Here is a 14,341-nt window from a genome sequence, read left to right as displayed (position 1 = left end):
CATGATCCTGGTCTGCGGCGAAGCGCTGATCGACCTGTTCGTCGAGACCGGCCGCCCGGCGCCCGACCGCGGCGGCCTGCCGGCGCTCGCGGTGGCGGGCGGCTCGCCGTTCAACCTGGCGATCGGCCTGCGCCGGCTCGGGGCGCAGAGCGCCTTTCTCGCGGGCCTGTCGTCGGACGCCTTCGGGCGGATGCTGGCCGACCGGCTGGCGGCGGAGGGCGTCGACCTCGCCTTCGTCAAGGAGAGCCGGCGGCCGACCCCGCTCGCCGTCGTGTCGACCGGAGCGGACGGCCACCCGGCCTACAGCTTCCACGCTCAATCCTGCGCGCACGCCGATCTCGCCGTCGGCGACCTGCCGGCTTCCCTGCCCGAGGCGGTCAGGGCGATCGCCATGGGGTCGTTCTCGCTGGTGGCCGAGCCCGTCGGCACGGCCTACGCGGCGCTCGCCGCCCGCGAGGCGCGGCGGCGGGTGATCAGCCTCGACCCGAACCTGCGCCTCGGCCTGATCCCGGATCTCGATCGCTGGCACGCGCGGTTCGCCGACCTCGCGGCGCAGGCAGACATCATCAAGCTCTCGGACGAGGACCTGCGGGCGGCCTACGGGGCGGGGGCCGACGAGGGGAGCATCGCGCAGGGCTGGCTCCAGGCTGGCGTCGCCCTCGTCGTCGTCACCGCCGGTCCCGACGGGGCGCGGGCCTACCGCGCGGGCGGGACGGTCGCGGTGCCGGGGCGCAGGGTCGCGGTGATCGACACGGTGGGGGCCGGCGACACCTTCCACGCCGCGCTGCTGGCCCGCCTCGACCGGGACGGCCGGCTCGCGCGCGACGCGCTGCTTCACCTCGACGCCGACGCCCTGCGGGACATCCTGTCCGAGGCGGTGGCGGCGGCGGGCATCACCTGCACCAGGCTCGGCGCCGACCTGCCGACCCGCGCCGATCTCGTGTCGGCCCTCTCCTGAACCCGGTGGCGCGATGTATCTCGGTCTCGATCTCGGCACCTCCGGCCTGAAGGCCGTGCTCGTCGACGAAGTGCAACGCGTCGTCGGCAGCGCCACCGCGCCGCTCACCGTCAGCCGCCCGCATCCGGGCTGGAGCGAGCAGGACCCGGCGCAGTGGTGGGCGGCCCTGGAGCAGGCGCTCGGCACCCTGAAGGACCGCCACCCGGCCGAACTCGCGGCGGTCCGCGGCATCGGTCTGTCGGGCCAGCAGCACGGGGCGGTGCTCCTCGACGCCGACGACCGCGTGCTGCGCCCCTGCATCCTGTGGAACGACACCCGCGCCACCGCCGAATGCGCGGCGCTCGAGGCGGCGTTCCCGGACCTGCGCCGGGTCGCCGGCAACATCGCCATGCCGGGCTTCACCGCCCCGAAGCTGCTCTGGGTCCGCGCCCACGAGCCCGAGATCTTCTCGAAGGTGGCCCGCGTCCTCCTGCCGAAGGCCTGGCTGCGCCTGGCGCTCTCCGGCGATGCGGTCGAGGAGATGTCGGACGCCTCCGGCACGCTCTGGCTCGACGTCGCCGCCCGGGCCTGGTCGCCCGAGGCGCTCGCCGCCACCGGGCTCGCGCCGTCGGCGATGCCGCGCCTCGTCGAGGGCTCCGCCCCGGCGGGACGCCTGCGCGCGGACCTCGCGCGGGCCTGGGGCATGGCGACCCCGCCGCTGCTGGCCGGCGGGGCCGGGGACAACGCCGCCGGCGCGGTCGGGCTCGGGGCGATCCGCCCGGGCGACGCCTTCGTGTCGCTCGGCACCTCCGGGGTGCTGTTTGCCGTCACCGACGGCGCGCGGCCCTACCCGGAGGGCGCGGTCCACGCCTTCTGCCACGCGCTCCCGGGCCTGTGGCACCAGATGGGCGTGACCCTCTCGGCCGCCGCCTCGCTGGCCTGGTGGGCCGGCGTCGTAGGCCGGGACGAGGCGAGCCTGGTGGCGGAGGTGGGGGCCGTCGCGCAGCCGAGCGAGGCCCTGTTCCTGCCCTACCTCGCGGGCGAGCGCACGCCGCACAACGACGGCGCGGTGCGGGGCGCCTTCGCGGGCCTCTCGGCCGGCACCGAACGGCCGGCCCTGACCCAGGCCGTGATGGAGGGGGTGGCTTTCTCGCTGCGCGACGGCCTCGACGCCCTGCGGGCCTCGGGCACGCGGATCGAGGCCGCAGACGTCATCGGCGGCGGATCGCGGTCGCCGGCCTGGATCCGCATCCTGGCGAGCGTCCTCGACCTGCCCCTGAGCCCGCTCGCCGAGGGCGAGCACGGCGGCGCCTTCGGGGCGGCGCGCCTCGCCCGCCTGGCTGTGACCGGGGAGGCGCCCGAGGCACTCTGCACCCCGCCCGCCCGCGGGGCGACCGTGATGCCCGATCCCGCGCTCGTGCCGGCCTATGCCGAGCGGCTCGCGCGCTACCGCGGCCTCTACCCGGCCCTGCGGGCGCTCGCGGGCTGAGGCTCGCGGCCGCGAGACGACCGCTCACCCGCCCGCGGCCTCCTCGCGCAGGAAGCGCGCGAAGCGCGGGTCGCCGAGATAGGCCACGTTGACCCGCATCATCGGCGGTCCGCTCGGGCCCTCGGGCAGGAAGAGGCCGCCCGGCGCGATCAGGATGCCGCGGGCGGCGGCGCGGCGGGACAGGGCGTCGAGGTCGCAGGCCGCCGGCAGCCCGCACCAGAGGTAGTAGCCGCCCCGCGGCTCGCCGAAGACCGGCAGGCCCAGCTCCTGCAGCACCGTTCGTCCGTGGAGCGCCGCCGCCTCGATCCGGCTCGCGAGGCGGCGCAGGTGGCGGCGGTAGCGCCCGCTCTCGATCAGGTCGTGGACGATGCGCTCGACGAACCCCGAGCTGTTGACGCTCGTCACCATCTTGAGGTCGCGCAGGGCCGCGACGATGTCCGGGCGCGCCGCGACGTAGCCGCAGCGCAGGCTCGCCGAGAGGGTCTTGGCGAAGGTGCCGACGTAGATCACCCGCTCGAGCTGGTCGAGGGCCGCCAGCCGCGGCTGGCCGGGGGGCAGGACGTCCGCGAAGGGGTCGCTCTCGACGATCCGCAGGTCGAGGGCGGCGGCGCGCTGGAGCAGCCGGTGGGCGACCGGAAGGGTGAGCGAGCAGCCGGTCGGGTTGTGGGCGAGCGAGTGGGTGAAGAACAGCCGCGCGCCGCTTCCCCGCGCCACCTCGTCGAGATGGGCGGCGTCCGGCCCGGTCGGGCCGCGCCGCACCCCGACGATCCGGGCCTTGGCGAGCCGCAGCTTGCCGAACAGCGGGTAGTAGCCGGGAGAATCGACCAGCACCGGCTCGCCCGGGGCCACGAACTGGCGGATGATCAGGTCGAGGGCGTGGTTGGCGCCCGAGGTGAGCAGCACCGCCTCCGGCCCGGCCTGGATCGAGCGCTCGGCGAGCATCAGGGCGAGGCTGCGGCGCAGCGGCGGGTGACCGTCCGGGCTGCCGTAGCTCTCGTGCGCCCCCGCCGCCGAGGGCCGCAGGCGCCGGCCGATCTCCAGGCTCTCCATCCAGGAGGGCGGCGGGCGCCCGTCGCCGACCCGCACGTCGTAGTGCCGGTCCAGCTGCTCGCGCAGGAGCCAGACGCTGTCCACCGCCGCGACCGGGACGGGGCCCGGGGATGCCGCCGGCGCAGGCCGGCGGCCCGAGACGTAGAAGCCCGAGCCCGGCCGGCTCTCGACCCGCCCCGAGGCGACGAGGCGCTCGTAGGCGTTGACCGCGGTGTTCTTCGACACCGCGAAGCGCGCGGCCGCCGCCCGGATCGAAGGCAGGCGCTCGCCCGCCCGCAGGAGCCCGCGGTCGATGTCCTCCGCCAGGCTGGCCACCACCTGCTCGACGCGGGTGCGGGGTTCGGGATTCGCGACCGTATCCATGCCGCGGAGGGTACGGTCACTCCGGATAAGGCGCAAAGCGTTCCTTGCCGGCTGGGCACGGCTGGGTACGGTGCGGGCAACGGGCAGGATCTAACGGCCCGGACGGGGGAGAGTTGCCGACAGGAGGCCGCGGGCCGCGGCCGCCCCCGCTCCGGCCCGCGCGGACCGCCCTCGGCGAGCAACCGGCAGCAGGCTTCCATGCAGACCACGTCCCGGGCGAACCGCACCTCGCGCATCGCCGGCTTCCACACCAGGAGCCCCCGCGAGCGCCTCGACCTCGTGGCCGCCTTCGCCGACCTGTCCGGGCCGGAGGTCGCCCATCTCGCCGAGTTCGGCAACCTCGCCCCCGACCTCGCCGACCGGCTGATCGAGAACGTCGTCGGCACGATGAACGTCCCCGTCGGCATCGCCACCAACATGAAGATCGACGGCGAGGACGTGCTGATCCCGATGGCGACCGAGGAATCCTCGGTGGTGGCCGCGGTCTGCAACGCCGCGCGCCAGGTCTACGAGGACGGCTTCACCACCTCGGTCTCCGGCAACCTGATGATCGCGCAGGTGCAGGTCGTCGGGGTGAGCGACCCCTACGCGGCCCGCCTGCGCATCCTGGAGCAGCGCGAGGCCCTGCGCGCCCTGTGCGATGCCTGCGATCCCGTGCTGGTGCGCCTCGGCGGCGGCCTGCGCGACGTCGAGGTGCGGGTGCTCGACACGTTGGGCGGCCCGATGGTGGTGACCCACCTCATCGTCGACACCCGCGACGCCATGGGGGCGAACGCCGTCAACACCATGGCGGAGGCGGTGGCCCCCCATATCGCCGGCTGGAGCGGCGGCCGGGTCTACCTGCGCATCCTGTCGAACCTCGCCGACCGGCGCCTCGCCCGGGCGCACGCGGTCTGGCGCACCGACGCGATCGGCGGGCCGGAGGTGCGCGACGGCATCGTCAGCGCCTACCACCTCGCCGAGGCCGATCCCTACCGGGCGGCGACCCACAACAAGGGCATCATGAACGGCATCGACGCCGTGGTGCTCGCCACCGGCAACGACACCCGGGCGATCGAGGCCGGGGCGCATGCCTACGCCGCCCGCTCGGGCCGCTACACCAGCCTGACCCGCTACGAGGTCACGGCGTCCGGCGACCTCAGCGCCTCGATCGAGCTGCCGCTGGCGGTGGGCCTCGTCGGCGGGGCGACGAAGCTCCACCCGACCGCCCAGGCCTGCCTGAAGATCCTCGGGGCGACGACCGCCGAGCGCCTGGCCCGGATCATCGCCGCGGTGGGCCTGGCCCAGAACTTCTCCGCCCTCAAGGCGCTCGCCACCACGGGCATCCAGAAGGGCCACATGGCGCTCCACGCCCAGAACATCGCCATGATGGCGGGCGCGCTCGGCGAGGAGATCGAGGCGGTCGCCCGCGTGCTGGTCGAGCGGCGCCTGGTGCGCCTCGACGTGGCGCAGGAGGTCCTGGGGGAGATGCGGCGGTGATCGGAGGCCGGCGGGCCGCCTCCTGCAACGTCGTCCCGCCCTGTCACCTCATCCCGAGGCGTCGGTCGATCAACGATCGACCGGCCCCGACGGAGGCCTCCAGGTAGCGCCGAGATTCCTGGAGCCCTCCTTCGAGGCGCGCTCCGCTCGCATCTCGGGATGAGGTCGCGGACGGGGTCGAACCATCTTCGACAACACCAAGAACAGACTGGCCGGCCGCAGAGCCGACGACCGATCGACGACAGTCCGGGAGGACACCCATGCCGACACTCACCCGCACGACCCGCCTCGCCGCCCGCCTGCTCGCGGGCGCCGCCCTGCTCCTTGCCGCCGGCGCCGCGCGGGCCGAGGTGACGGCCGTGAAGCTCGGGGTCCTCACCGACCTCAGCGGATTCGCCGCCGATTCGACCGGCGAGGGCTCGGTCGTCGCGGCCCGCCTCGCGGTCGAGGACTTTCGCAAGGAGCAGCCGGCGATCAAGGTCGAGGTGATCCAGTCCGACCACCAGAACAAGCCCGATATCGGCTCGGCCACCGCCCGGCGCTGGATCGCCGAGGGGCAGGTCGACGCGATCCTCGACGTGCCGTTCTCCTCGGTCGCGCTCGCCGTGCAGGAGGTGGTGCGGGATTCCAAGGCCGCCTTCATCGCGTCCGGCCCCGGCACCTCGGACCTCACCGGCCCGAAATGCTCGGCCAACACCGTGCACTGGACCTACGACACCTGGGCGCTCGCCCACGGCACCGCGCTGGCGCTGGTGCGCGCCGGCAAGACGAAGTGGTTCTTCCTCACCGCCGACTACGCCTTCGGCCACGCGCTCGAGGCCGATGCCGCCAGCGTGGTGAAGCAGGAGGGCGGCACGGTGGTCGGCACCGTGCGCCACCCGACGGCGGCGGCGGACTTCTCCTCGTTCCTGCTCCAGGCGCAGGGGAGCCGCGCCCAGGTGATCGCCCTCGCCAACGCGGTCGGCGACACGGTCAACTCGGTGAAGCAGGCGGCGGAGTTCGGCATCACCGGGGGCGGTCAGGACCTGGCGGCGCTGCTGATGCAGCTCTCCGACGTCCACGCGATCGGGCTCAAGGACGCCCAGGGCCTCTACCTGACGGAAGGCTTCTACTGGGACGCCAATCCCGGCACCCGCGCCTTCGCCGACCGCTTCGCCGCCCAGATGAAGGGCCGCCGGCCCACCGCCAACCAGGCCGGCGTCTATGCCGGGACGCTCGCCTACCTGCGCGCGGCCGCCAAGGCCGGCAGCACCGACGGGCGCAGCGTCGTCGCCCGGATGAAGGCGGAGCCGACCAACGACCCGCTCTTCGGCGAGGGGACGGTGCGCCCGGACGGCCGCCACGTCCACCCGATGTACCTCTTCCAGGTGAAGACCCCGGCCGAGTCGAAGGGGCCGTTCGACTATTACAAGCTCGTCCAGACCATCCCCGCCGCCGAGGCGTTCCGGCCGCTCGCCGACGGCCGCTGCCCGCTGGTGAAGGCCCCGTGACGGCCCGGCGCGTCCGGATCGTCGAGGTCGGCCCCCGGGACGGGCTCCAGAACGAGCCCGTCGCCGTCCCGACCGACGTGAAGGTCGGGCTGATCGAGCGGCTGCTCGCCGCCGGGCTGACCTCGATCGAGGTCGGCAGCTTCGTCTCGCCGGCCTGGGTGCCGCAGATGGCCGACACGCCCGCCGTCATGGCCCGGCTGCCGCCGAACCCGGGCGGGCGCTACAGCGTGCTGGTGCCCAACCTCCGCGGCTTCGAGGCCGCCAGGGCAGCCGGGGCCGGCGAGGTCGCGATCTTCGCGTCCGCCTCCGAGGCGTTCTCGCGGGCCAACATCAACTGCTCGATCGCCGAGAGCCTCGATCGGTTCGCGCCCGTGGCCGAGGCCGCCCGCGCCGCCGCGATCCCGCTGCGGGGCTACGTCTCCTGCGTGCTCGGCTGCCCCTACGAGGGTATGGTGATGCCGCAGGCCGTGGCAGAGGTGGCCCGCCGCCTCGTCGCGCTCGGCTGCCACGAGGTCTCGCTCGGCGACACGATCGGCGTCGGCACGCCCGATCAGGCCCGGGCCTGCATCGCCGCGGTGGCGGCGGTGGTCCCGGTGGAGCGGATCGCCCTGCATTGCCACGACACGCAAGGGCGGGCGCTCGACAACATCCGGGCCTGCCTCGATCTCGGGGTCGGGGTCGTCGACGCCGCGGTGGCGGGGCTCGGCGGCTGCCCCTACGCCCCCGGCGCCCCCGGCAACGTCGCCACCGAGGCGGTGGCGGCGATGCTCCACGCGGCGGGCCTCGCGACCGGCGTCGATCCGGCGCGCCTCGCGGAGGCCGGCGCGTTCATCACCGGGGCGCTCGCCCGGGTGCGGGCCGGGGCCAGGGCCGGCGGATCGCCGACGTCGTGATCGGGGCGGACCGCGACACCTCGCGGCAGTCGCAGCCGTGAATCGGCTGACCGGCGAGGGGACCGCGCGCCAGGCAGGCGACGATTGGCGCCCCTGCCTTGATGACGCCGGATCTCGCTCCGCTTTGGACCGATCTCTTCGCCCATGATAAGACTTGCGGTGATCCGTCGGGAAGGAGAGTGCCATGGGCGGCAGATCGGTGTCGGGTGACGTCGATGAATCCGTCGCGGTCAAGCTCGGCGCCGTCGCTTCGGCGGACGCCCAGACACCGGCAAGCATCGTGGGACGCGCGACGAGCTTCTACGTCAACCTGCCCGAGGCAGCCCGATCGGCGCTGCGTCGCCTGGAGCAATCCGGCACGCCCGATGAGCGGCGATGGTTCGAAGGCGAGCTGATGCGCCTGCTCTTGAAGACCAATTTCTCCCTGACCCAGCGGATGATGGCGGCGCAGGCCGCCCACGCCCTTCCCGCGGACGCGTCCGACGCGGCCATCGACGCTGCCGCAGACGAATGGATGAGCGCGGCCGAGGCGTGACGGCGTTTCGCCTCTGCGTCGACCTGAACGTCTGGGTCAGGCAGTTTCTGGCAGAGGCGGCCGGTCGCCGCGGGACCGCGTCTCAGGTAATTGTCCAGGCAGTCCTCGATGGACGGGCGGGTGTCGGTCCCCTGCAGCTCGTGATCTCGCACACCATGTTGTCCCGGCTGCAAACGGTGATGACGCGGCGGGGCGTGGACGCCGAGACGGCCCGGCACTTCACCGACACCATCGCCAGCTTCGCGCTCCTCGGCCCGGCTCCCGAATTCCCGCACCTGGTGCTCGGTGGCGGTGCGCAGCCGACCCGGGAAGCGATCCGGCAGATCTGCGACCCCTACGACCCATCCTTCGTGCACGAGCCCTACGATCCCGAGGACGGTCGCGTCCTGGACACCGCGCTCGCGGGGCGGGCCGACGCGCTCGTCACCGGCAATTTCAGGGATTTCATGCACTATGCCGACGACGTCGTCGCGCGCGGGCGGGTCCATATCCGCACGACCGCCGGGGCCTCCCTGTGGATCGTCCACCACGAAGACATGGCCCGATGGCTGCAGACCGGCCTTCGGCCCGGCCGGTCGGCCGACCTCGCGGTGGACCGGGCCGCGGCTAGGCCTGCGCCGGCATCGCAGGTCGACCCGGAGGCGCCTCCGCGCGATGATCCCCGATCCTGACGGATCTCCTGTGCCGTCCACCCTGGCCGCTCAGGTGATCGGCGCCGGATTGAACAGGGTCAGGTCGTTGTAGAGGCCCCAGCGGTCCGACCACGGCTGCGTGCGCCCGCTCGCCACGTCGAGGATGAGGTGGAAGAGTTCCCAGCCCATCTCGGGAATGGTCGCCTCGCCGGTGGCGATGCGGCCGGCATCGAGGTCGATCAGGTCCGACCAGCGCCGGCTCAGCTCGGTGCGGGTCGCAACCTTGATCACCGGGGCCTGGGCGAGGCCGTAGGGCGTGCCGCGGCCGGTCGAGAAGACCTGCAGGGTGATGCCGGAGGCGAGCTGCAGGGTGCCGCAGACGAAGTCGCTCGCCGGCGTCGCGGCGAAGATCAGGCCCTTCTCGCGCACCCGCTCGCCGGGGGCGAGCACCCCCGCGATGGCGCTGGTGCCGGACTTCGCCACCGAGCCGAGCGCCTTCTCGACGATGTTGTTGAGCCCGCCCTTCTTGTTGCCGGGCGAGGGGTTGGCGCGGCGGTCGGCGCCGCCCTTCTCGAGGTAGGCGTCGTACCAGGCCATCTCGCGGATCAGCGCGTCGGCGACCTCCGGGGTCGCCGCCCGCGGGGTGAGGAGGTGGATCGCGTCGCGGACCTCCGTCACCTCGGAGAACAGCACGGTGGCGCCGCAGCGGACCAGGAGGTCGGCGGCAAATCCGAGCGCCGGATTGGCGGTGACTCCCGAGAAGGCGTCGCTGCCCCCGCATTGCAGGCCGACCACCAGCTCCGAGGCCGGGCAGGTCTCGCGGCGGCGCGCGTCCAGCACCGCGAGGCGGTCCTCCGCCATCGCCAGGATGCTGTCGATCATGCTGCCGAAGCCCTCGTGCCGCTCGTCCTGGAGCCGCACGACGCTGTCCTCGGCCGCAGCCCCCGCCGGCACCAGGCGCTCGGAGACGAGCTTCTCGCAGCCGAGGCCGACCACCATCACCTCGCCGCCGAAATTCGGGTTCTGGGCGAGGCTCTGCAGGGTGCGGATCGGGATCACCGCCTCGGGGGCGTTGATCGCCACGCCGCAGCCATAGGCGTGGGTGAGGCCGATCACGTCGTCGACGTTGGGAAACCGCGGCAGCAATTCGCGGCGGATGCGCCGGATCGCGACCTCGAGGGTGCCGGCGACGCATTGCACGCTGGTCGAGATCGCCAGGATGTTCTTGGTGCCGACGCTGCCGTCCGGATTGCGGAAGCCCTCGAACGTGTAGCCGTCGAGCGGCGGCAGCGGCGCGGGAACCCGCGTCGCCTTCTCGAGCGCGTCCAGCGCCGGGGCGGTCGGGGTCTCGACGCAGGATTCCTCGACCCAGGAGCCCCGGGCGATGGGGCGCAAGGCGATGCCGACGACCTCGCCGTAGCGCCGCACGACCCCGCCGGCCGGGACGTCGGCAAGCGCCACCTTGTGGCCCTGGGGCACGAACTCGGTCAGCACCAGCCCGTCCGGAAACACCGTCCCGGCCGGGAGCCCGAAGTCGTTGACGACGATCGCGACGTTATCGGTCTCGTGCAGGCGGATGGTGCGGGGTTCGTCGCCCGCCGGTCCCGCGGCGGGACCGGGCCGGACCGGGGCCGGTGACGACGCTGCGTGCATGGGCATTCCCTCGGATTTTCTTCTTGGGCCTTCCGGCCCCGATGGGACGACAGGCTGGACCCTCCCGACCCAGGCCGCAAGAGCGCTCCGCCTCCCGTCCCTCGCGCGCCCCGCACCTACCGCTCGACCAGCTCGACCCGGCGGTTCCTGGCCCGGCCGGCCTCGGTGGCGTTGCCGGCGACCGGCGCGTAGGGGCCGAGGCCCCTGGCCTGGAGCCGGGCGGGGGCGATGCCGAACCGCGCCGTCAGGGCCTTGGCCACGGCGGCGGCGCGGGCCTGCGACAGCGCGAGGTTGTGCTCGAGCACGCCGACGGTGTCGGTATGGCCGACGATGGCGACCTGGCGCTTGGCGTCCTGCGTCAGGAAGGCGGCCATCTGGGCCAGCGTCGCGTCGGATTCCGGCTTCAGGACGGCGCTGTCGGTCTCGAACTGGATGCCGTCGAGCGCGACGTGGCCGGCGCTCGCCAGCCCCTCGCCCATCGCCCTGGCGTCGACCACGACCTGGCCGGCCTGCATCGGCCGCCCCTCGACGACCTGCAGCAGCACCCCGGGCTGCCGGCCGTCGTCCTGGCTCACCAGCAGGGAGACGTCGACGCCTCCTTCCGGCCGGTCGAGGCGGGCGGTCAGGGACTGCACGTTGCCGTTGGTCGCGTCGAGGAGGTCGATCCGCAGGTTGAACAGGTCGTCTCCCATCGCGCGGTTGACCGGATCGGCGAGGCTGGCGGCGAAGTCGTAGCCGCCGCAGGTGTCGACGCCGCAGGCATAAGCGACCCGGAAGCCCGCGGCGGCCAGGGCGCGCTCGTAGCTGCGGAAGACCTCGAGCGCCGATTTCCCCTGCGGAATCGCGTAGGCGATGCTCGTCACGCGGCCCTCCACCGTCCGGCTGAGGGCGAACCGACTCTTCTGGTCGTGCGCGGAGGGCCCGAGCGGCAGGGTCAGCGCCGCGTAGTCCTGCTGCCGGTAGCCGACGATCACCGCGCCGGAAAAACGCGAGACGATCGGGCTGTCCCTGGCGCCCTTGACGTCCTTCGTCGGCGCCTCGGCGGCGCGGGCCGGTCCCGCGAGGGCGGCGGCGAGGAGGAGAATCGCGAATCCGGTTCGACGGCAGGGCATGGCCGCGCTCCTTGTGGCGAGGGGGGAGGGGAGGGGCGAAGGCGCCGCGCCTGGCCGGGATCAGGCCGGCCGGGAGCCGGCCCGCGGCGCGGGGTCCCGGGCATGGCCGCCCGCGGCGACGGTGCCTCTGGCCACCAAGCTCTTGGCCACCAAGCTCTTGGCCACCAAGCTCTTGGCCACGACGACCGAGCGCAGCTCCGCCGGCCGGACCGGCTTGGCCAGGATCGGCATGTCGGCGGTGCCGAGCTCCTCGCGCACCCGCGCCTCGTCGTGGCCGCTGATCACCACGGTCGGCACGTCGCGCCCGGCGAGCCGCCGCACCGCCGCGATGCACTCGGCCCCGGTCACGCCGTTGCCGAGGTCGAAATCGGTCACGAGGAGGTCCGGGGCGTCGATCGCCTCCGGGATCCCGGCCTCGGCCTGGACCTCGCAGCCCCATTTCCGCAGCAGGCTCGCGGTCGCGGTCAGCACCGCCTCGTCGTCCTCGATCAGCAGCACCTTGAGGCCCCGGATCGCGGTGGGCGGGTCGAGCCCGCGCCACTCGCCGTCGAGGGCGGGCGCGCGCACGATCGGGAGGTTGCCGAGGACGACGCCGGTGCCGCGCCCCGGAACCGAGCGGAGCGCGACCTCGACGTCGAGGATCTCGCCGAGGCGGCGCACGATCGGCAGGCCGAGGCCGACGCCTTCGAGGTCGCGGTCGCCGCGCTGGCGGACCTGGTAGAACTCGTCGAAGATCCGGGCCTGGTGCTCGGGCGGGATGCCGGGGCCGCGATCGAGCACCTGGACGTCGAGGCGGCCGCCGCGGCGGCGCCGGCAGGCGATCAGGATCGGCCGGCCCGGCGCGTACTTGATGGCGTTGTTGACGATGTTCTGCAGCATCGTGGTGAACAGGGCCCGGTCGGTGTGCACGACGACCCGGCAGGGCCGGCTGCGCAACGCGGTGCCGGCGAGCTGGGCGGCCTCCGAGTTCTGCCGCCGCACGTCCTCGATGATCTCGCCGATCGCCACCGGCTCGAACCGGGGCCGGACCTTGCCGCTGTCGAGGGTCGAGATGTCGAGGAGCGACTTGAACAGCCGCGACACGCTCTGGAGCGAGCGGTCGATGTTGTCGACCATCCGCACCTCGTCGGGCCCGAGCCGTCCGTCGCGCAGGCAGGCGGTGAACAGGCTGATGGCGTGGATCGGCTGGCGCAGGTCGTGGCTCGCCTGGGCGAGGAAGCGCGACTTCGACAGGCTCGCCTCCTGCTCGCGGGCATAGGCCTCGCGCAGGCGCTCGAGCAGGCCGTAGATGTAGGTCGGTACGATGAGCGTGGTCAGGACGAGCGTCACGACCAGGAACGGGTTGTCGCGCCAGTAGGGGCTGAAGCAGGTCGTGACGGCGATCGACGCCAGGGCGGCGAGCGTCGAAACCTTGAGCGAGGTCGCGCCGTAGCGCAGCCCGTTGCCGACGATCATCCTGAGCACGATGGCGTAGAGCGGCAGGAACGGCGCCCCGCCGATCGCCATCGTGTAGGTGATCCCGGCGATGTCGAGGGCGAAGGCGAGGCCGCGCCGCGCGACGCTGTCGCTCGGATGCCGCGAGATCCAGACGTAGAGCGCGAGCGTCACGAGCCAGTGCGCCGAGACCAGGGCGGCGACCACCCGCAGGTCCGGCGGGCCGATTCCGCCGAGCGCCTGGGGCAGCACGTAGAGGCACATGCAGCCGATGATGACGAGGCGCGTGAGGGTCTGCGCCTTCTCGTTGCCGGCATTCTCGCTCGGCGCGCGGGCAAGCCGGCTCATCGCCCGCTCGCGCGGGGCCGGAAGCGCACGCGGGCCGATCCGGCGGCGACGGCGGGACGCGCCCTCATCGATAGACCCCCGCCGCTTCGTCGAAGCGGTAGGTGCGCGCGTCCCGGGCGGTGGCGGGCCGCACCTTGCCGTCCGGGCCCGGCACCGTCCCGGTCAGGGTCACCCTCAGCGGCGGCCAGGCGGGGGGCGCGCCGGAATCCCGGGCCGCCGCCCCGGCCAGGATCTCGAGGCGGCCCGTGCTGGCGCCGAGGTTGCACGGGCCGTCCTCCGGCGCCCCGCAGCCGGCGGTGTCGTCGGAGCCCGCCGGCAGGCCGCCCGACAGGCGCCATTGCAGGGGCGCCGGGGTGAAGCGCAGGACGAGGAACGCGAAGCTCTGCGAGCCCTGATTGCCGAAGGCGGTGGTGCGCAGGCCCATCACCAGCCGCCCGCCGGGCAGCGGCCTGAAGACCGGGCCGAGGGAATCGTCGACCTCCGGGGCGTCGCCGTTGCGGTTGCCGGTCCCGATCCGCCCGGGCAGCGTCTGGACGTCCTTGAAGACCCAGCCGATCCGGCCCTCCGCCTGCGTCTGGGCGAAGGTCGCGGCGACGAGCGTCCGGGCATCGGGCGCCTGCGGATCCTGGTCCGGTGCCGGCAGGGTCGCGAACCCGACGGCCCAGCCCTGGTCGGCCGCGAACATCGCCCCGTACCAGTACTCGGCGATGCGGCCGTCCTTCATCCGGCAGGTGCGGGCCTCCTCCGCGACCGCGTGCCCGCAGACCGCCCGCATCACCCTGGCGACCGAGGGCAGCACCACGTCGGGGTCGGCTCTGGCCGGGCCTCCCTGCATCGCGAGCAGGCCCGACACGGCCAGCAAGGTCGTGATCTGGGCAAGAAGGGAAGTCCGGTAGATCTCGCCCGATTCCGTCATGGTTCCACCG

The 14,341-nt window shown here is 73.7% G+C and carries 12 protein-coding genes; 7 read left to right on the top strand and 5 right to left on the bottom strand.

All coding sequences use genetic code 11. From position 1 onward, the window contains the following. Nucleotide 1 precedes the first annotated feature (1 nt). Together V3T34_RS00990 and xylB are read left to right on the top strand one after the other, a co-directional pair. Nucleotides 2-958, top strand: coding sequence for a carbohydrate kinase family protein (locus V3T34_RS00990; protein WP_305077090.1), 957 nt, complete (start codon nucleotides 2-4; stop codon nucleotides 956-958). A 13-nt stretch (nucleotides 959-971) separates the two neighbouring features. Next, nucleotides 972-2,426 carry a xylulokinase gene (xylB, locus tag V3T34_RS00985; RefSeq protein WP_305077091.1) on the top strand — a complete coding sequence of 485 codons (1,455 nt, stop codon included), beginning with the start codon at nucleotides 972-974 and terminating at the stop codon, nucleotides 2,424-2,426. Between the two features lie 24 nt (nucleotides 2,427-2,450). Here xylB and V3T34_RS00980 read toward each other — a convergent pair whose 3' ends face one another. Next, complete coding sequence (locus V3T34_RS00980) at nucleotides 2,451-3,839, bottom strand: aminotransferase-like domain-containing protein (protein WP_305077092.1); 1,389 nt, start codon at nucleotides 3,837-3,839, stop codon at nucleotides 2,451-2,453. A gap of 198 nt (nucleotides 3,840-4,037) precedes the next feature. Between V3T34_RS00980 and V3T34_RS00975 the strand changes: the two genes are divergently transcribed. The 5 genes from V3T34_RS00975 to V3T34_RS00955 all read left to right on the top strand — a co-directional run bounded on the left by V3T34_RS00975 (nucleotide 4,038) and on the right by V3T34_RS00955 (nucleotide 8,907). Next, nucleotides 4,038-5,318 carry a hydroxymethylglutaryl-CoA reductase, degradative gene (locus tag V3T34_RS00975; protein WP_305077093.1) on the top strand — a complete coding sequence of 427 codons (1,281 nt, stop codon included), beginning with the start codon at nucleotides 4,038-4,040 and terminating at the stop codon, nucleotides 5,316-5,318. Between the two features lie 260 nt (nucleotides 5,319-5,578). Further along, nucleotides 5,579-6,808: an ABC transporter substrate-binding protein gene (locus tag V3T34_RS00970; protein ID WP_091889136.1), complete on the top strand. Its 1,230-nt coding sequence runs from the start codon at nucleotides 5,579-5,581 to the stop codon at nucleotides 6,806-6,808. Further along, complete coding sequence (locus V3T34_RS00965) at nucleotides 6,805-7,701, top strand: hydroxymethylglutaryl-CoA lyase (protein ID WP_305077094.1); 897 nt, start codon at nucleotides 6,805-6,807, stop codon at nucleotides 7,699-7,701. Before V3T34_RS00970 ends, V3T34_RS00965 begins: the two co-directional genes overlap by 4 nt. Nucleotides 7,702-7,885: 184 nt before the next feature. Then, the gene (locus tag V3T34_RS00960) at nucleotides 7,886-8,236 is read left to right on the top strand and encodes a hypothetical protein (RefSeq protein ID WP_058619383.1); all 351 of its coding nucleotides are present in this window, start codon (nucleotides 7,886-7,888) and stop codon (nucleotides 8,234-8,236) included. Then, nucleotides 8,233-8,907, top strand: coding sequence for a PIN domain-containing protein (locus tag V3T34_RS00955; RefSeq protein WP_305077095.1), 675 nt, complete (start codon nucleotides 8,233-8,235; stop codon nucleotides 8,905-8,907). The genes V3T34_RS00960 and V3T34_RS00955 overlap by 4 nt, the downstream gene beginning before the upstream one ends. A gap of 30 nt (nucleotides 8,908-8,937) precedes the next feature. Here V3T34_RS00955 and garD read toward each other — a convergent pair whose 3' ends face one another. From garD to V3T34_RS00935, 4 genes are all read right to left on the bottom strand, one after another. Further along, a complete protein-coding gene (gene garD / locus V3T34_RS00950; protein WP_407942630.1) occupies nucleotides 8,938-10,527 on the bottom strand; it encodes a galactarate dehydratase in 1,590 nt (529 codons plus the stop codon). Nucleotides 10,528-10,637: 110 nt separating this feature from the next. Beyond that, nucleotides 10,638-11,633 carry an OmpA family protein gene (locus V3T34_RS00945; RefSeq protein ID WP_305077096.1) on the bottom strand — a complete coding sequence of 332 codons (996 nt, stop codon included), beginning with the start codon at nucleotides 11,631-11,633 and terminating at the stop codon, nucleotides 10,638-10,640. A gap of 60 nt (nucleotides 11,634-11,693) precedes the next feature. Then, complete coding sequence (locus V3T34_RS00940) at nucleotides 11,694-13,415, bottom strand: hybrid sensor histidine kinase/response regulator (protein WP_331369086.1); 1,722 nt, start codon at nucleotides 13,413-13,415, stop codon at nucleotides 11,694-11,696. A 64-nt stretch (nucleotides 13,416-13,479) separates the two neighbouring features. Next, nucleotides 13,480-14,331: a hypothetical protein gene (locus V3T34_RS00935; protein ID WP_305077097.1), complete on the bottom strand. Its 852-nt coding sequence runs from the start codon at nucleotides 14,329-14,331 to the stop codon at nucleotides 13,480-13,482. Nucleotides 14,332-14,341 lie beyond the last annotated feature (10 nt).

The organism is Methylobacterium ajmalii (genome assembly GCF_036448855.1).
In the GTDB taxonomy this organism is placed as follows: domain Bacteria; phylum Pseudomonadota; class Alphaproteobacteria; order Rhizobiales; family Beijerinckiaceae; genus Methylobacterium; species Methylobacterium ajmalii.
This window is presented reverse-complemented; position numbering and strand designations above follow the sequence as displayed.